This is a genomic window from Paenibacillus psychroresistens, from assembly GCF_009728935.1.
In the GTDB taxonomy this organism is placed as follows: domain Bacteria; phylum Bacillota; class Bacilli; order Paenibacillales; family NBRC-103111; genus Paenibacillus_AC; species Paenibacillus_AC psychroresistens.
On record NZ_CP034235.1, the window covers coordinates 2,048,895 to 2,066,923 of the forward strand.

Sequence of the window (18,029 nt, forward strand, 5' to 3'; positions counted from 1 at the left end):
AGATTTATTAACCTCTAAGAAGGTATACCATTCTTGTTGTTTCCCTTATAATTATAGAAGATATTCTGTTGTTTTAACTGGGCAAAAAGGACATTTTATGCGTGTGATAATGACAACTAAGTATTGGAGAACTGGGAATGAAGCCATCAAAGGAAACTTTGAAAGAAGATATTTTTATTAAAGATCAACTGCTCCTATACGTTAATCGGGCGACAGAAACCTTTCATATGCCGCTTCATTCCCATGAATTTATCGAACTTGCTTATGTCGCAGAAGGCAAAGGATTTCATTATATTGAGAATGAAGTGCAACGTATCCACAAAGGTCAGCTGCATGTCATCCCTATCGGGGTCTCCCATGTTTTTCGGCCCAACTCCACCGATGCTTTGAAGGATCCACTGATTGTCTATAATTGTATATTTACACGCAAACTCATAGATAGCTTGATCCCCTTCATCACAGATAAAGCCATTGCGGAATATTTGGCAGGACTTTCCGAAGAAACGCTGCCTTATTATGCCTTATTGGATGCGGATGGTGCTGTTGAAAAGCTTTTTCTAGCGCTATATCGGGAGTATTCCTTGCCTATTAGTGGCTCCTCCACCTTTTTAAATACACTTCTGATCCAGCTTATAGTAACGTTATACCGGTTGAAAAATGATAAAATTGAGACAAGCTCGAATAAACCAGCACGCTTTCTCCAGGTTCTACATTATATGGACCAGCAATTCGCGGAGGAAATCACTTTATCGCATTTGACGGATCGTTTTCAATGGAGTGAGCGACATTTGCAACGGTTATTTAAACAGCATACGGAGCAAACCTTCAATCATTACCTGCAAAATTTACGGATCACAAAAAGCTGCGAGCTCTTAAGAAGCTCACAGCTTTCAGTTAGTCGAGTAGCAGAATCAGTGGGTTATAAAGATATTCATTCCTTTAATGTATTGTTTAAACGGATCGTCGGGAACACGCCAAGCAGCTATCGCGGTCAAATTAAATGAGTCTACAATTGCATGGAGATAAATCCTTTGTGGTTTTATCGCTGAGAAAAGTGTAATATGACAACAGAAGATTTGTTTGTATGAACCAGCTTACAATTAAATATTACAAACAGGTGCCAATAATGTTTTGATTCATCAAAGCATGTATCGGTTAAAAGGGAAGCGGGTAATAATCCCGCGCGGTCTCGCCGCTGTGAAAGTGTAGTCTTTGCTAAATGCCACTGGGAAACTGGGAAGGTTGCAAGGATGATGACGCTTAAGCCAGAAAACCTGCCTGTTTTGTACACCATTAAATTCTACGAACGATAGAAGGGTGTGTTTAGTGCATGTAGTATATCTATGTACTTTATTCAGCCTCTCAACGATTCCAGTTGAGGGGTTTATTGTTGTGTTGTTAATTTTATTCTGGTTTTTGTTTATTATTTGCTTTATATGAGAGGAATGAATATCAAAATGAAGAAAAATAAAAGCATCGCTTGGCTGCTCTTAATTAGTTTGTTATTTTCAATAGTTTTACCAAGCACGGGGATCTCCTACGCTATTGGAGCGGGAACTACTAGTGTTTCACCAATTATTGCAGTAAATGGCTTAGTAGATAAACAAGTGGTTTTACAAAGTGACTTGAGTTTTACAGTAACGGCAACAGACAATGTAAATACTGCAATAACCCCACAAGTTAAACTGAATGGGACTGTTATCACAGCTACAAATAAAGTATATAAGGCCTCTTTACATGTTGGAGGAAATCTAATAGCCGTTTCGGCAACGGATACGGCTGGGAACAAAACGGAGTTAGCCTTTGACGTAATTTATTCCTACACCCAACAATTGAATAAAAGCCTAGCTTATATTGTTAAAACAGTACCAAATCCAAAGCTTGGAACAGGCAGTGGAGAATGGTCGGTTCTTTCTTTGGCAAGAGCTAACTATGCAGTGCCAAGTGGCTATTACGATATTTATTATAATAATGTAGTGAATACGATAAAAGATAAAAATGGTGTCCTTGATGCAACGAAATATACAGAGTATTCAAGAGTGATTCTAGGGCTAGCTTCAGTCGGTAAAGATGTTACAGATGTTGGCGGCTTTAACCAGCTAGCAAAGCTTGCAGATTATAATTCAGTCCTCATACAAGGTCTCAATGGACCGATTTTTGCGCTAATTGCATTGGATAGCAAGAATTATGTTATCCCGCAGATGCAAGGTGTGGCTATACAGACGACAAGAGAGATGCTTCTTAGTTATATTTTGAGTAAGGAAATTAAGATAGGGACAAGTGATGCGGGCGGTTGGGCATTATTCGGTACCAAACCAGATCCGGACATAACGGCAATGACCCTACAAAGTCTTGCTCCCTATTATAAAAAACAAGAGAATGTAACAGCTGCGATAGACAGAGCAGTCACTTGGTTATCTAATAATCAAGCAGTTGGCGGCGGATTTACCAGCTTGAATACCGTGAATTGCGAAAGCATTGCACAGGTTATTGTTGCATTAACAGCATTGGGCATTGATCCCAATTCAGATCCTAGATTTGTCAAGAATGGTAAGTCAGCTTTGGATGCTCTATTGACTTTCAATATACCCGATGGCGGCTTTATGCACACGATTAATAAATCGGTAAATGGACTTGCAACTGATCAAGGTACCTATGCTCTAGTTGCTTTTGATCGTTTTATCCATGGTAAAAACAGCCTTTATAATATGACGGCGGAGAAACCAGTACCTGCACCTGCAGCACCGAGCGTGACATTAAATGATATTACTAATATCGTAACGGGCCTGACTACAGCAATGGAGTACAAGCTGGATAGCGCAGACTATGTTATCTACAATGCAGCCGTATTTAACGCTATAGACTTAAGCGGCAGCCACACCTTGCTAGTTCGCATCTCAGCGGATGAGAATGCGGGAGCGCCTGCAGGATTAGCTGCAACTTTGTTCTTTACCCCAACACCAGCTGCACCTGCAGCACCAAATGTAATACTGAACGATATTACTAATATCGTGACGGGCTTAACGACTGCGATGGAGTATAAGCTGGATAGCGCAGACTATGTTATCTACAATGCAGCCGTATTTAATGCTATCGACTTAAGCGATAACCATACATTGCTAGTGCGCATCCCAGCGGATGAGAACACGGGAACGCCTGCAGGACTAGCAGCAACCTTGTTCTTTACCCCAACACCGGGCGCACCAGCAGCACCTAATGTGACAATGAATGATATGACGAATATCGTGACAGGCTTAACGGCAGCGATGGAGTATAAACTGGATAGTGCAGATTATGTGAGGTACAATGCGGCGATATTCAATGGAATTGACTTAAGCGGCAGCCATACATTGTTAGTGCGCATCCCAGCGAATGAGAATACGGGAGCATCCCCTGGACTAGCTGCAGCTTTAATCTTCACCCCAACTCCTGAAGCACCTGCCGAACCAAATGTAACATTGAACGATATCAAGAATATCGTGACAGGCTTAACGACTGTGATGGAGTATAAGCTGGATAACGCAGACTATGTGATGTACAATGCGGCAGTTTTCAATGCAATTGACTTAAGAGATAGCCATACATTATTAGTGCGCATCTCGGCAAATGAGAATACAGGTGCGCCTGCCGGACTAGCCGTAACTTTGACCTTTACACCAACACCGGATCCACCGGCAGCACCAATATTGAAATTGAATGATATAACAAATATCGTGACGGGCTTAACGACTGCTATGGAATACAAACTGGATAAAGCAGACTATGTGGTGTACAATGCGGCAGTATTCAATGCAATTGACTTAAGTGATAACCACACATTGCTAGTGCGAATTCCAGCGGATGAGAATACGGGAGTACCTGCAGGAATAGCAGCAAGTTTAATTTTTAACCCAACACCGGGCGCTCCCGCAGCACCGAATGTGACAATAAATGATTTAACGAATGTCGTGGCAGGCTTGACGACTTCGATGGAGTACAAGCTGGATAGTGCAGCCTTTGTAATATACGATGAGGCGGTATTTAATACTATCGACTTAAACGGAAGACATACAATACTAGTGCGTATCCCGGCGGATGAGAATACGGGAGCTCCTGCGGGATTATCTGCAATTTTGACATTTACAGAAATACCAGTTGCACCAGCTGCCCCAAATGTAACATTGAATGATTTAACGAATGTCGTGACAGGCTTAACGATTACGATGGAGTACAAGCTGGATAGTGCAGACTATGTGATGTACAATGCGGCGCTATTCAATACTATCGACTTAAGTGATAACCATACATTGCTAGTGCGCATCCCAGCAGATGAGAATACGGGAGCACCAGCAGGACTAAATGCGACATTGATCTTTACCCCAACACCAATAGCACCTGCTGCCCCAAATGTAACATTGAACGATATCACGAATATCGTGACGGGTATAACGACTGAAATGGAGTATAAGCTGGATAGCGCAGACTATGTTATCTACAATGCAGCCGTATTCAATAGTATCGACTTAAGCGGCAGCCATACAATGCTAGTACGCATCCCAGCGAATGAGAATACGGGCGCACCCGCAGGACATGAAGCAACTTTGATCTTTAGACCGACACCTGCCGGACCTATAGCAACTCCTTCACCTGTCGCACCTCTTGCCCCAAATGTAACATTAAACGATATCACGAATATCGTAACAGGCTTAACGACCGCGATGGAATATAAGTTGGATAGCGCAGCCTATATAATCTACAATGCAGCAGTATTTAATGCTCTAGACTTAAGCGGCAGCCATACATTGCTAGTGAGAGTCCCAGCGAATGAGAATACGGGAACTCCTGCAGGATTAGCCACAACCTTGATCTTTACACCAGTAAAACCAGAGGAACCAACACAGCCAGATTTGTCAAAAGATATAGTAGTATCCTTACCTAATACTTACCAACCAAAAGTTGATATTCCGCTAGATGATCGCAACTATGTAATTCCGATTACTACGGCGGATAGCAACAAAGAGATAACAGTAGAAATTCCTACGGATAAGCTTTCGAAAGTTAGCGTTAATTTACCTCTTAACAGTAATCTGCCTAAATTGGAGGCTGCCAAAGGCGAAGTTTCTATAGTTATTCCGAAGGGGACGAGAGCTTTAAGCGGTGACACCTCTGCAGTAGAGCTTCTTTCATCAACAGCTTTTTCGGATACGGAATTAAAAGATAAGCTAAGCACCATTATGCCAAACGGGAAAAAGCTCGATTCGATTATTAAGGCTTTTTCCATGGGCGGAAATGCGAGGGTAGAATTCAGTCAGTTTGTCCTATTAACCTTTACGGGCATGAGGGGAAAGGATGCTGCTTTTATCCAGAATGGCTCACCTTATGCCATTCAAAAATACCCAGGTGACTTAGAAGGGGTAAATAGCGGTAAGGATGAATATGCCTTCGAGAACGGCAATGACCTAATCGTAAAAACAAAGCATTTTACGGACTATATTGCCTATAATTCATCTGAAGCAGCAGAAACACCACCAGACAATGGGGGCGGAACTGCTCCAACACCTAATATGAATGTGACTCTATCTGTAGATAAAGTTACCATTAAAAAAGGATTTGTAGTTTCACCCACAACGGTGGAGCTAGAAACAGGCGACACGGCATGGTCCGTATTAAAAAGAGTGCTCGACAGTCGTGGTATAGCTTATAGATCTCAATGGTACGATGGTTTCGGAAGTATATACGTGCAGTCAATAGCTGGTGATGGAGAATTTGACAATGGCAGCGGCAGTGGCTGGATGTACAATGTTAACGGCGTATATCCCAATTACGGATCAAGTGATTATGTTCTTATGGCTGGAGATAGCCTGCAATGGAGATATACGATTAGCTTAGGCGAAGATTTAGGTGTACCACTTCCTAGCAATGGGGAAGCTCCAACAACACCCGCCTCCAATGTTAAATCACCTGTATTTGAGGTGCCGAAGGATATTCAAACGGAATATACTTTGGATATAACAAAGGAACTAAAGAATACGAACCAAATCACTTTTAATATACCTAAAGGTAATTCAAAAGTATTCCTTGATTTAAAGGATGTCACAGTCGATATTCCTCGGATCACAGCTACAAAAGGCGATATTTCCGTCACTATTGATAAAGGAACCCAGCTTAAGGCAGGAGATCCTAAACTGGAATATATCTCGACAATCGATCCCAGTGATACAACAATCCTAAATCTTATAAAAGGCAGCTTAAGCACTAACACTAAACTCGCACATATTAACAATGCGTTCAATATGGGAAGTACGACGAAATCTACTTTATTTAATAAGCCGCTTACCTTAATAATTAAAGGTGGGAAAGGGCAACTCCCAGGATATTTGGAAAATAACCAATTTACACCAATTCAAATTTATGAAACGGAAGAGGCAGGCCAGCTTGCAACGGAAGGAAATGAGAAGATAACCTATGCCTTTGTTAAGGATAATGAGCTTATTATCAAAACAAACCATTTTACAAGCTTCGTATCTTATACAACGACAACGACAACGACCAAAGCTGAAGCTGATTCAGTAAAACCGATTGATTTAAAGCAGCTGTATTCAGATAGCGATGCGATCTCATCATGGGCTTTTGAACCTATCCGTGCTGCAACACAAAATGGACTTATCCAAGGCAGCAATGGTAAATTCAATCCTCAAGCCACAATTACAAGAGCAGAATTTACCAAAATATTGGTTTCTGTTACAGGACTTGATATTAAGGGAGATAAGGCGATCAGCTTCACAGATGTTACTCAAGCCGATTGGTTCTTTCCATATGTGAATGCTGCTTATAGTAAAGGATTTATTACTGGCTTTAACAATGAATTTAATCCGAATGATAAGATTACCCGTGAGCAAATGGCTGTAACTATTATAAGAGCTTTGGGAATTCAACCGGCTAAGCTAGCATCTGAAATGAAAGATAGAGAAAAAGTATCGGCTTGGGCTAAAGCGGAAGTCGAGACTATTGTAGCCGCTGCGTTGATGCAGGGTAGTGACAATCTATTCAATCCTCAGGGCATTGTTACAAGAGAAATGGCAGCGGTTGTTGCTGCTAAAGCTTATGATTATAAAATTCAGCAACAAGTGCCTGATAAAAATTTAGGAAATGCAACAGCCAATAAAGATGTTAAGAATTATATTGAACAAACGGCAGCTTTTATGCAAAAGGCAATTACTAATCCGATTATATCCAGTATTGGTGGGGAGTGGACGATCCTTAGCCTGGCTCGTTCAGAGGTTAAGGTTCCGGATGCCTTTTATGCGAAATACTATGCGAATGTAGAAAGTACGCTTAAGGAAAAATTAGGGAAACTTCATAATGTTAAATATACAGAATATGATAGAGTGATTTTGGCGCTAACCTCGCTTGGGAAAGATATCGATCATGCAGCAGGTTATAATTTAAGAGAGCCGCTCGCTGATTTTGATACATTGATTAGACAAGGCATTAATGGACCGATCTTTGCGCTTATCGCATTGGACAGCAAGCATTATGAAATCCCTATCGTAAAAGAAGTAAAGACCCAAACAACCAGAGAAATGCTGATTGATTTTATTCTAAAAAGAGAGATCAACGGTGGAGGATGGGCGTTAGGGGTTAATGCTGCTGAAGCGGACCCAGATATTACGGCAATGGCTATCCAGGGACTTGTGCCTTATTATACAACCAATTCTGCTGTTAAAGCGGCTGTAGATCGCGGAGTAGATTGGTTGTCAAAGGTTCAGGAATTAGACGGAGGCTATGCCAGCTTAGGAGCTGTCAACTCTGAAAGCATTGCTCAGGTTATTGTAGCTTTGACCAGTCTTGGCATAGATCCGCACACGGATCCCAGATTTATTAAAAATGGACATTCTCCGATCGATGTCTTACTGAGCTTTGCAGCAGCAGACGGAGGATTCTATCATGTGATGCAAGGCGGAATCGATAATGGCGGGGCAAAACCCGGTGAAGTTGATTTTATGGCAACAGATCAAGCTATGTATGCACTGGTAGCTTATGATAGGTTTGTTCATGGACTAACCCGGCTTTATGACATGACCGATGTTTAATAAAAGATGGCTGACAGCGATATTGATTATTGGCGCATTGGCTATCGCCTTCTTCTGGGGTGGGGATTATCACAAAACCTCAAATAAAGCAGAAGAAAAAAGCGTTGAGTCAGAGTTAATAAAAGCTACAGCTTTACCTCTGGTTGCTGAAGATGAGCAACCAGAGGAAGCCAGTGAACAGCCCTACAAAACTACAATGCCAACAAAAACATCAACACCAGCTCCAATTAAAGCAACAGAAACACCAGCAGTAAAGCAAACACCAGCAGTAAACCAAACACCAACAAAATCGCCAAAACCAACAGCAACACCGATTGTAAAAGCTGAAAAAGATCCAGAAGCAAAGCAAGATAAATATCTGACTGATCCAGTGCCAACGGGAAAGCCTCAACCTGTTGAGTGGCAGGATGCAGCGATTGACAAGAGTAAACCATTAACGATCACATTAACAGTAAGCTGTAAAACCATTTTGGATAATTTAGATATTTTTAATAAAGATAAGCTTGAAGTGCTGCCAGATGACGGCATTATTTATAAAACACAGACGGTAACCTTCTATGAGGGCGAGTCTGTGTTTGACGTTTTACTGCGAGAGATGAAAAAAAATAAAATTCATATGGAATTTTCAATGACACCTATTTACAACAGTAATTATATTGAGGGCATAAACAATTTATATGAATTCGATTGTGGTGAGCTGAGCGGTTGGATGTATAAAGTGAATGATTGGTTTCCGAATTATGGCAGCAGTCGTTATGTGCTAAAAGCTGGCGATGTTGTTGATTGGGTCTATACCTGTGATTTAGGCCGTGATGTTGGCGGGGATACGGCAGCGGGAGGAGTAAAAAAATAATGCGGGATAGAGATAGCTTTTCTTCCTTTCATCCAATTATCAATTTTGTTTATTTTGTCGTGATATTGCTGTTTAGTATGGTTTTTATGCACCCCATCCTGCAGGTGATAGGCTTCTTTAGCGCTGTTGTCTATTCTATTATGTTAAAAGGGAAAAAAGCGATCAAATTTAATCTATTGTATATGCTGCCTTTATTATTGCTGATGGCTGCGCTAAATCCTGCTTTTAATCATGCAGGTGTTACTATTTTATTTTATTTAAAAAACGGCAATCCCATTACCCTGGAGTCGATTCTATACGGTGTGGCGGCAGCTTTTATGTATGTAACAGTTATTATTTGGTTCTCCTGTTATAACGTTGTTATGACCTCGGACAAATTTATTTATATTTTTGGGAAGCTGCTGCCGGCATTATCTTTGGTTTTATCCATGGTTCTCCGTTTTGTACCCCGATACATGAACCAAATTAAGCTGATTTCAAATGCTCAAAAATGTATAGGCAGGGATGTTTCACAAGGGAACCTTCTGACAAGAGCTCGAAATGGAATAACCATTCTCTCTATTATGACCACCTGGGCGCTAGAAAACGCCATTGAAACAGCTGATTCGATGAAATCACGAGGTTATGGATTGCCGCGCCGCACGAGCTTTTCGATATATCGGTTTGACAGCAGGGATAGAATAATTCTGACTTTTATGCTGGGCTTGATCCTCTTGGTAGTCCTTGGAGCTTCGATGGGTGAGAACACCATGCGTTTTTTCCCTTCTATTAAGGCAATGGAAATTACACCATTTAGTATGGCTGTGTATATAGCTTATTTGATTCTATGCATGCTGCCTGTGATCATAAATATTGTGGAGGCAATGAAATGGAAATATATCGAATCAAAGATTTAGTCTTCACTTTTCCTAAAAAAACCAACATGACTCTTTCTCATATTAATCTTACAATAAAAAGCGGTGAATTTATTACGATATGCGGCAAATCGGGCAGCGGAAAAAGCACTCTGCTTCGACATCTAAAGACCATACTTACTCCCCATGGGGAGCGTAATGGAGAAATCCATTATCGAGGTAAACCGCTAGAAGAAATGGACCAACGTACCCAAACCGCAGAAATAGGCTTTGTGCTGCAAAATCCGGACAATCAGATTGTCACAGACAAGGTATGGCATGAGCTTGCATTCGGGCTTGAGAGCTTAGGTTATGACAATCGCACCATTCGTTTGCGTGTGGCTGAAATGGCAAGCTTTTTTGGGATCCAAGCCTGGTTTCATAAGAATGTAGCAGAGCTATCTGGAGGCCAGAAGCAGCTGCTTAATTTAGCTTCCATTATGGCGATGCATCCAGTGGTATTAATTCTTGATGAGCCAACCTCCCAGCTTGATCCAATCGCAGCAGCAGATTTTTTAGAAACGGTAAAAAAGATAAATCAAGAGCTGGGTACTACCATAATAATGACAGAACATCGACTCGGGGAAATCCTGCCTATCTCAGATCGCCTGGTTGTAATGGATGAGGGAGTCATTCTTGCAGACAATTCACCCCGTAAGGCAGCAGAATTATTAAGCGAGTGGAATCATCCGATGTTTCTCGCGATGCCCTCGCCAGTACAAATTCATGCAGGAGTGCACAATGAGATGCCTTGTCCTATAAACGTGAAGGAAGGACGTCAATGGCTGGATTCTTATTTGAGTGATAAAACGATTTCGGCTGCAAAAGAGATTTCGGAAAGCTCTGAAGAACCGGGGCGCCATATAGCAATAAAATTCAAAGATGTTTGGTTTAAATATGACAAGATTGGACCCGATATTATTAAAGATTTGTCATTTGAAGTGGCCGAAGGGCAATTTTATTGTATAGTTGGCGGTAATGGAACAGGGAAAACATCGACGCTATCCTTAATGAGCGGTATTCTCCAACCCTATCGAGGTAAAGTGTTAATCGGCGGCAAGAACCCGCTGAAAATGAATGCAAAAGAGATCTTCACGAAAAATCTGGGCATACTTCCGCAAAACCCACAATCCTTATTCGTAAAAAAAACCGTGGAAGATGATTTATACGAAATGTTATCTTCAAGCCAGTTAACCAAGGAAGAGAAAACAGATAAGGTAAAGGCAGTTATTGCTTTTGCAGAGCTTGAGCCTTTTCTCACGATGCATCCGTATGACTTGAGCGGTGGAGAACAGCAGCGAGCAGCACTAGCCAAGGTATTATTGCTAGAGCCAAGGATATTACTTTTAGATGAACCAACCAAAGGCTTGGATGGATTTTTCAAAGAAAAGCTTGCTCTATTTTTGAAAAAGCTAAATGCAGATGGGGTTACGATTGTGATGGTCTCCCATGATGTTGAGTTTTGTGCCAGGTATGGAGAGGTATGCGCGATGTTTTTTGATGGAAGTATTATCACGACGAACACAACTAGAAAATTTTTCTCAGGCAATAGCTTTTATACGACAGCCGCAAACCGGATGGTTCGTCATGTATGGAGTAATGCCATCACCGTTGAGGATGTGATTGATTTATGCAAGAAAAGCAGCTAGCAGGTTTTCGTTGGGCAAGTCGGACAATGCTAGCTTCGATACTTATTCTGATTATCATCCCTGCCACAATCATGTTAGGCGTCTTTGTACTCGATGATCGCAAATATTATTTTATCAGCCTATTGATTGTACTCTATACGATGATTCCTTTTTTTATGGTGTTTGAAAATCGCAAACCGCAGGCTAGAGAGTTAATCGTCATTGCTACGCTAGCTTCCATTGGAGTGGCTGGACGAGCAGCATTCTTCATGCTGCCGCAGTTCAAGCCGGTAGTTGCCATTGTCATTATCGCAGGGGTAAGCTTGGGGGCGGAGGCAGGCTTCCTCGTCGGAACAACGACAGGATTTGTTTCTAATTTTTTCTTTGGACAAGGACCCTGGACACCTTGGCAAATGTTCTGTTTTGGCATTATTGGTTTTTTGGCAGGTGTCTTATTTGATAAAAGACTGCTTAAAAAGACTAAGCTTGCTTTGTGTATATTTGGTGGGTTAGCGACTTTTTTTATTTACGGCGGAATTATTAATATCGGCTCGCTTTTAATGTTTACTTCACAGTTCTCCTGGAAGGCTTTGCTTGCAACGTATATTTCAGGTTTTTGGTTTGATATTGTGCATGCAATTGCCACGGTGGTGTTCTTGTTTTTCATTTCACAGCCAATGCTTGAGAAATTAGAACGCATAAAAACCAAGTATGGCCTTATCAGTAGGTAGCTTCGCTTTTACACCGTATCCGCAGATAATGTAGGAAGTGGACCTGGCTCGACTGCAATCGAAATAAGATCATAAACCGAAATCGGGAACATCGGAAAGCCAACGAAATAAGGTGTGATTTCATAAAGCTGGAAGTAGATCACAAGCGCTTTATCAGCTAGATAATAATCTTGATTGGGGTGAATGCTTGTGAAGCCGTCTAACAAAGGCAGATCACGTTGCTTAAGCTGCTGTGAAACCTGTTTAGAAATCACCTCGACATAGTTGGAACCAGGCTTGAATAAATCCTGAAGCTCATAAAGCTTCCCTGTATTCACATCAAAAGTAAGCGATTTTAGGATCGTAAAGCCATGAGCCATTGGGGTAGAGTAAGCATAATTATTAAGCGTTAGACTGAGTATGCCTCGTTCGTTGGTTTTAATTTCGTAGTGTCCGAGCATTTGTGAGAGTGTGCCTGACTGCGTTTTTTTCTGCTGCTCCAGCATCCAATTGACAAGATGGACAATGGTTTGGTTGATTTGGTGAGCTACCTGAGGTTGCACGGGTCCAGATATACTGGGATATTCAATGTGAACCACACCAGATCCCATGGTGTGAGTATGAATGGTAACAGGTAATTGATAAGCCATTGTATTCCTACCTTCCTGAACATAAGTGGTACTACAGCCTATTCAGATGAAGATAAAAAGTGATTATTTTTTAAATTGCTTAAAAAGATCAACTTAACTCTCATTGATTATTAGAGAATGGACTTGCGATATTTTTCTGGTGTACAGCCAACCAATTGTTTAAAAATCCGACTGAAATGAGCAGGATGCTTAAAGCCAATTTCATAACAAATATCTGTGACGCTTTTCTGCTTTTCCAATAAGAATAAGATTTTCGCTTGATTGATCCTGCGCTGATACAGATAAGTGAAAATCGTGATGCCTGTTACTTCTTTGAATATTTTGACCAAATAATATTTGCTTAAGTGAATACTTCCTTCTATCTCATCCAAATGGATATCCTCTTGAAAATTCTCCTCGACAAAGGTAATAATTCGCTGAACATGATGTTCCTTAGAGGAAGGGAATTCAGGTTTATCCCCCAATGGTTTCTGGCAATAACCATAAATCATAAATAACAGATCCAAAAGTAAAGCATGAAAACGATGATAAGAAATCGCATCTTGCTGTGTAAAGAGCTGTTCCAAAGTTAGCAGCGACGCTTCCATTTGGCTTCTCTCTTCACCTTGCAGCTGGAAGCGGTGGTTGCGCAGCTCTTGAAAAGGCTTAAGCACATTAAGTGAAAACGGCGGTTGAATCATATTAGCTATATAGGCAGGCTCGAAGTGAATGATGGTTCGCTTGTATTCAACCTCAGGATCTACGCTTGGAGAATGCAGAGTAAGTCCATGCATCAGAATTAAATCACCGGGTGAGAGTACATAAATCTGATCCCCAATTAAATAAGTGCATTTACCTTGACGAAAATAATAAATCTCGTAAAAGGGATGAGCATGCAGCTTCATTTGAAAATGCATATCGGATGAAGTGTTAATCGATATAGGTGCAGCTTGTTGGCGAAAAATGTTCATTGTTGGATTCCTCCTGCAATTATTATCCTAACCATATCGCGAATGGCTGCTAAACACAACAACAAGAGTTAAATGAATTAATAAAAGAATAAACATTAATGAAGTTTGAATGCGGGTACAATGGTACAATGTGTCTAGGTTTAAGAAAGGGTGACGATACTTCCTATGAGAAAAATGCGGATTGGTGTAATTGGAATTGGTAATATGGGCAGCGCTCATGCACTCAGCTTGTTCAAGAATGAAATTGCCGGAGCAGAGCTTACAGCTCTATGTGATGCAATCCCAGAAAGACTGCAGTGGGCAAAAGAAACCTTCGATGAATCCGTTCAAATCTTTGACCACACGGAAGCCTTCTTTGCATCGTCTAGCTTTGACGGTATTATTATTGCTACTCCCCATTACGATCATCCTGAGCTCGCGATTCGCGCATTTGAATTAGGTCTTCATGTGCTGTGTGAGAAGCCGGCAGGTGTTTATACGAAGCAGGTAAGGCAAATGAATGAAGCGGCTAAAGCTTCTGGTAAAGTATTCAGCATGATGTACAATCAACGCACCAATCCACTGTATCTTAAGCTTAAGGAAATGATTGATGCCGGAGAGCTTGGTGAAATTCGCCGAACCAATTGGATTATTACGAACTGGTTTCGACCGCAAAGCTATTATGATTCAGGGACTTGGAGAGCAACCTGGGCTGGAGAAGGCGGCGGTGTTCTGATTAATCAGGATCCGCATCAATTGGATTTATGGCAGTGGACTACTAGCATGATGCCAAAACGAGTTCGGGCAGCCTGCTATTTTGGTAAATATCGCAATATAGAAGTCGAAGACGATGTCACAGCTTTTGTAGAATATGAGAATGGAGCAACAGGGGTTTTTGTAACCACAACTGGAGAAGCGCCTGGTACGAACCGTTTCGAAATTTGTGGAGATCTTGGCAAAATAGTTATTGAAGATGGCAAGCTAACATTTTGGCGTTTGCATATGTCTGCGCCAGAATTTAATCGCAGCTTCACAGGGAAATTTGGACAACCTGAGCATACCGTAATTGAAATTCCAATTGAAGGCAAAGAATCCGCTCATAATGGAATTATCCAGAATTGGGTAGATGCTGTTATAGAAGGTGTCCCTTTGTTAGCTCCTGGAGAAGAAGGGATTAATGGCTTGATGCTTTCCAATGCTATGCTGCTATCCGCTTGGACGGATAATTGGGTAGACCTGCCAATCGATGAAGACCTGTTCTATGAACAATTGCAAGCCCGAATTAATGAGAGCCAATCCAAAAAACTAATATCTCATGAAACGAGGTAACATTAGCATGGAAATCAAAGATGGCATGAATTATGCACCGAAAGGGAAACCAAATCCGGTGGTTAACCAAGGAGAATTTGTTTTTGCTGCTATTGCTTTGGATCATGGGCATATCAACGGGATGTGTAATGGATTGATCGAAGCAGGTGCGACGCTTAAATGGGTTTATGATCCAGACCCGGCTAAAGTTAAGGCTTTCTGTGAGGCCTACCCTCAAGTATCGCCAGCTTCATCGGAGCAAGAAATACTAGCCGATAAGGAAGTTCAATTAATTGCCTCAGCCGCTGTTCCAGCCAAACGCGCAGATTTAGGCATACGGGTGATGGAGAGCGGGAAAGATTATTTTACCGATAAAACCCCCTTTACTACCCTAGACCAGCTAGAGCGAGCTCGGGCTAAAACAGTCGCTACAGGCCAGAAATATGCGGTTTATTATAGTGAGAGATTGCATTCAGAAAGTGCTGTTTTTGCAGGGCAGCTCATTCAAACAGGAGCAATTGGGCGTGTCCTTCAGGTTATTGGACTAGGCCCTCATCGGCTTAATGCAGCATCACGACCTCAATGGTTTTTTGAGCATGAACAATATGGCGGGATTTTATGTGATATTGGCAGTCATCAAATTGAACAATTTTTATTTTACTCTGGCAGCAAGGATGCTAAGGTTGTTAGCAGTAAAGTAGCTAATTATCATAATAAAGCTTACCCAGAGCTCGAGGATTTTGGCGATGCCACACTCGTTGGCGACAATGGAGCGACGAATTATTTTCGAGTGGACTGGCTGACTCCAGAGGGATTAGGCACCTGGGGGGACGGGCGGACAATTATTATGGGGACAGAGGGTTATATCGAAATACGCAAATACATTGATATTGCTAGAGATCCACAGGGAGATCATTTATATTTGGTCAATCAGCAAGGAGAGCAGCACTATAGCTTGAAGGGTCAGGTTGGATTTCCTTATTTTGGTCAGCTAATTCTCGATTGTATTCACCGCACAGAGCTGGCGATGACGCAGGAGCATGCATTCAAAGCAGCAGAGCTATGTCTATTAGCTCAAAAACAAGCCATTCGTGTGGAGTAGAAGCTTGTTTTATCCTTATTTTGTAACATAAATGTAATCTGCTTTTCATCGAATATTAATCGTTTGTGTCTATACTTAATTTATCCCCTTCATTGTATTCGAATTTCAAATGAAAGGAGGGAATTGATATGGGACAAAACGGTTATCTATGGATTCTCGGAATTATTGTATTAGCAGGACTATTAATGATAGTTATATCCAGTTTGAATAAACCTTCTCGTAAGCTATTGAATTTAACTCGTAAATTATCAGATGCTGAGGTTACGAATGAAAAGGCAAATCAGTTGATCGGCTTGCTTATGTCGATTAAATCCATGCCCAAGAAGACAGCTTATTGGGATTCTATTAAAACAGCTTATAGGCTTATCGAACAAAGCCCTAAGGTTGATCTAGAATTTAAACAAAAGCTAAGGACACTGCTGCAAGGCTTAAGTGTAGAGCAGCTTCAAGACAGTAAAAAAATATCATAGCTCAGAAGCGGCGACGAACGATTTGTCGCTATTTTTTTTAGCCAAAAAGAGGTATAGTAGCTATGGATTAACCGTTAATCTTTTGCTGTTTACCTTAGATTGGAGGCTTACCTGTGAATGCAGAAACAAATGTAAGTAAAATGGGTTTGCTGATGAGCAAGACGGTCTGGAATAATTTCCGTTGGGAATTTGCTGCGGCTATTTTCATTAGTGTTATAAGTGTAGTATTAGGCCAATTTTTTATTCCGCTTGCATTGCGTCATGGAGCCTCGAGTTTAGATGTCGGGATTCTTACTGCTGCTCCTGCCATTGGGTTATTGCTAGCACCTTTTTGGGCCAGTATGATTGAGAAGGGCAATGCTAAGCTTTATATGTTTTATCCGAATTTAATCGGCCGCATGCTAATTATCCTCCCATTAATTTATCCCAAACCATGGGTTTATGTAGCTACTTCTTTAGTTTTCCATCTTCTTATGGGCATTCAAGCTCCTGCTTATGCTAGTATTATGACGCGGATTTACCCAGCTGAGCTGCGCGGTCGAATAATGGGCAATGTTCGCGTTGCAATGGGGGCATTGATGATTCCATTAGCCTATGTGATTGGGCGTTGGATTGATAGCTCAGGCGGTGGCGGTCCATTGATCCTTGCAGCAGTGACTGGGGTTATCTCGATTGTTCTATTTACTATGGTCAAAGAAGTAGCGATAGATAATCATAAAGTTCTGCCAACTAAACGAGCAACCTTATTCGATCAATTGAAGCTAATTAAAGAGAATCGTAAGCTTGCCTTGTTTTTTGTAGCGACTACTTTTGCTGGCTTCGGTAATTTGTTGGCCAGTCCACTTTATCAAATTATTCAGGTTCAAAAGCTAGAATTAACCAACATTCAAATTGGCTATGCCCGAATGGTCTATTTCTTTTGTTTGCTTGCTGCTTACTTAATTATGGGCTGGGTAATTGATCGCTACTCACCTAAGAGGGCAATGTTTTTTGGGATTGCGGCTTATGCTATTCCTCCCATCCTTTATGGATTATTCGGGAATTATGCTGCTGTAATTGTCGCAGGAGGCTTTCAGGGGATTGGTGACGCTATTTGGGATATTGGCTGCATGGCTTATGTTTTTAAATTAGCACCAGGTCGTGAAGCCGTTGTTTTTGGTTTGCATTTATTATTGTTTGGTATTCGTGGAACGATAGCTCCTCTATTAAGCACAAGCTTAATCCATTCCGTTTCTTTAAACTTAATGTTGGGAGTTGCTGCCATTTGTATCTTGATAGGCTGCTTAATGTTATTGCGTGGTGATCAAACCAAGCTGCTCACTGGAACGGACTTATCATGAAGAATATATCTGGGTTATCCACTCCTTTATTTATTGCCATATAGTTACCTGTGCATTCGAATCATGAATCGCAA

The 18,029-nt window shown here is 41.3% G+C and carries 12 protein-coding genes and 1 riboswitch; of the genes, 10 read left to right on the forward strand and 2 right to left on the reverse strand.

The genetic code is table 11. The annotated features are described in order from the left end of the window. Window positions 1–137 precede the first annotated feature (137 nt). The 6 genes from EHS13_RS09270 to EHS13_RS09295 all read left to right on the forward strand — a co-directional run bounded on the left by EHS13_RS09270 (window position 138) and on the right by EHS13_RS09295 (window position 12,177). On the forward strand, window positions 138–1,004 hold the full coding sequence (locus EHS13_RS09270) for an AraC family transcriptional regulator (protein WP_155700064.1): 867 nt from the start codon (window positions 138–140) through the stop codon (window positions 1,002–1,004). Window positions 1,005–1,098: 94 nt separating this feature from the next. Continuing rightward, window positions 1,099–1,296: riboswitch (cobalamin riboswitch) on the forward strand. Window positions 1,297–1,457: 161 nt separating this feature from the next. Continuing rightward, a complete protein-coding gene (locus tag EHS13_RS09275) occupies window positions 1,458–8,072 on the forward strand; it encodes an S-layer homology domain-containing protein (RefSeq protein WP_227013860.1) in 6,615 nt (2,204 codons plus the stop codon). Further along, on the forward strand, window positions 8,065–8,925 hold the full coding sequence (locus EHS13_RS09280) for a DUF4430 domain-containing protein (RefSeq protein WP_155700065.1): 861 nt from the start codon (window positions 8,065–8,067) through the stop codon (window positions 8,923–8,925). Before EHS13_RS09275 ends, EHS13_RS09280 begins: the two co-directional genes overlap by 8 nt. Continuing rightward, complete coding sequence (locus EHS13_RS09285; RefSeq protein WP_155700066.1) at window positions 8,925–9,821, forward strand: energy-coupling factor transporter transmembrane component T; 897 nt, start codon at window positions 8,925–8,927, stop codon at window positions 9,819–9,821. The genes EHS13_RS09280 and EHS13_RS09285 overlap by 1 nt, the downstream gene beginning before the upstream one ends. Continuing rightward, a complete protein-coding gene (locus EHS13_RS09290) occupies window positions 9,794–11,467 on the forward strand; it encodes an ABC transporter ATP-binding protein (protein ID WP_155700067.1) in 1,674 nt (557 codons plus the stop codon). The genes EHS13_RS09285 and EHS13_RS09290 overlap by 28 nt, the downstream gene beginning before the upstream one ends. Beyond that, window positions 11,449–12,177 (forward strand): ECF transporter S component, encoded by a 729-nt coding sequence (locus EHS13_RS09295; RefSeq protein WP_155700068.1) that lies wholly within the window; start codon window positions 11,449–11,451, stop codon window positions 12,175–12,177. The genes EHS13_RS09290 and EHS13_RS09295 overlap by 19 nt, the downstream gene beginning before the upstream one ends. An 8-nt stretch (window positions 12,178–12,185) precedes the next feature. Here EHS13_RS09295 and EHS13_RS09300 read toward each other — a convergent pair whose 3' ends face one another. Together EHS13_RS09300 and EHS13_RS09305 are read right to left on the reverse strand one after the other, a co-directional pair. Then, window positions 12,186–12,806, reverse strand: a complete 621-nt coding sequence (locus EHS13_RS09300) for a DUF3298 and DUF4163 domain-containing protein (RefSeq protein WP_155700069.1) — start codon at window positions 12,804–12,806, stop codon at window positions 12,186–12,188. A 110-nt stretch (window positions 12,807–12,916) separates the two neighbouring features. Further along, the gene (locus EHS13_RS09305; protein WP_227013861.1) at window positions 12,917–13,756 is read right to left on the reverse strand and encodes a helix-turn-helix transcriptional regulator; all 840 of its coding nucleotides are present in this window, start codon (window positions 13,754–13,756) and stop codon (window positions 12,917–12,919) included. A gap of 165 nt (window positions 13,757–13,921) precedes the next feature. Here EHS13_RS09305 and EHS13_RS09310 point away from each other — a divergent pair, with 165 nt between their 5' ends. From EHS13_RS09310 to EHS13_RS09325, 4 genes are all read left to right on the forward strand, one after another. Beyond that, complete coding sequence (locus EHS13_RS09310) at window positions 13,922–15,064, forward strand: Gfo/Idh/MocA family protein (protein ID WP_155700070.1); 1,143 nt, start codon at window positions 13,922–13,924, stop codon at window positions 15,062–15,064. A gap of 7 nt (window positions 15,065–15,071) precedes the next feature. Then, entirely contained in the window at window positions 15,072–16,145 is a 1,074-nt protein-coding gene (locus EHS13_RS09315; RefSeq protein ID WP_155700071.1) for a Gfo/Idh/MocA family protein, read from the forward strand. A gap of 128 nt (window positions 16,146–16,273) precedes the next feature. Further along, window positions 16,274–16,615, forward strand: a complete 342-nt coding sequence (locus EHS13_RS09320; RefSeq protein WP_155700072.1) for a hypothetical protein — start codon at window positions 16,274–16,276, stop codon at window positions 16,613–16,615. 113 nt (window positions 16,616–16,728) lie between these two features. Beyond that, on the forward strand, window positions 16,729–17,955 hold the full coding sequence (locus tag EHS13_RS09325) for an MFS transporter (protein ID WP_227013862.1): 1,227 nt from the start codon (window positions 16,729–16,731) through the stop codon (window positions 17,953–17,955). Window positions 17,956–18,029 lie beyond the last annotated feature (74 nt).

What these genes read in the sequence shown, in the direction of transcription:
- EHS13_RS09270 (WP_155700064.1), top strand. Translation starts at nt 138, where the DNA reads ATGAAGCCATCAAAGGAAACTTTGAAAGAAGATATTTTTATTAAAGAT.
- EHS13_RS09275 (WP_227013860.1), top strand. Translation starts at nt 1,458, where the DNA reads ATGAAGAAAAATAAAAGCATCGCTTGGCTGCTCTTAATTAGTTTGTTA.
- EHS13_RS09280 (WP_155700065.1), top strand. Translation starts at nt 8,065, where the DNA reads ATGTTTAATAAAAGATGGCTGACAGCGATATTGATTATTGGCGCATTG.
- EHS13_RS09285 (WP_155700066.1), top strand. Translation starts at nt 8,925, where the DNA reads ATGCGGGATAGAGATAGCTTTTCTTCCTTTCATCCAATTATCAATTTT.
- EHS13_RS09290 (WP_155700067.1), top strand. Translation starts at nt 9,794, where the DNA reads ATGGAAATATATCGAATCAAAGATTTAGTCTTCACTTTTCCTAAAAAA.
- EHS13_RS09295 (WP_155700068.1), top strand. Translation starts at nt 11,449, where the DNA reads ATGCAAGAAAAGCAGCTAGCAGGTTTTCGTTGGGCAAGTCGGACAATG.
- EHS13_RS09300 (WP_155700069.1), bottom strand. Translation starts at nt 12,806, where the DNA reads ATGGCTTATCAATTACCTGTTACCATTCATACTCACACCATGGGATCT.
- EHS13_RS09305 (WP_227013861.1), bottom strand. Translation starts at nt 13,756, where the DNA reads ATGAACATTTTTCGCCAACAAGCTGCACCTATATCGATTAACACTTCA.
- EHS13_RS09310 (WP_155700070.1), top strand. Translation starts at nt 13,922, where the DNA reads ATGAGAAAAATGCGGATTGGTGTAATTGGAATTGGTAATATGGGCAGC.
- EHS13_RS09315 (WP_155700071.1), top strand. Translation starts at nt 15,072, where the DNA reads ATGGAAATCAAAGATGGCATGAATTATGCACCGAAAGGGAAACCAAAT.
- EHS13_RS09320 (WP_155700072.1), top strand. Translation starts at nt 16,274, where the DNA reads ATGGGACAAAACGGTTATCTATGGATTCTCGGAATTATTGTATTAGCA.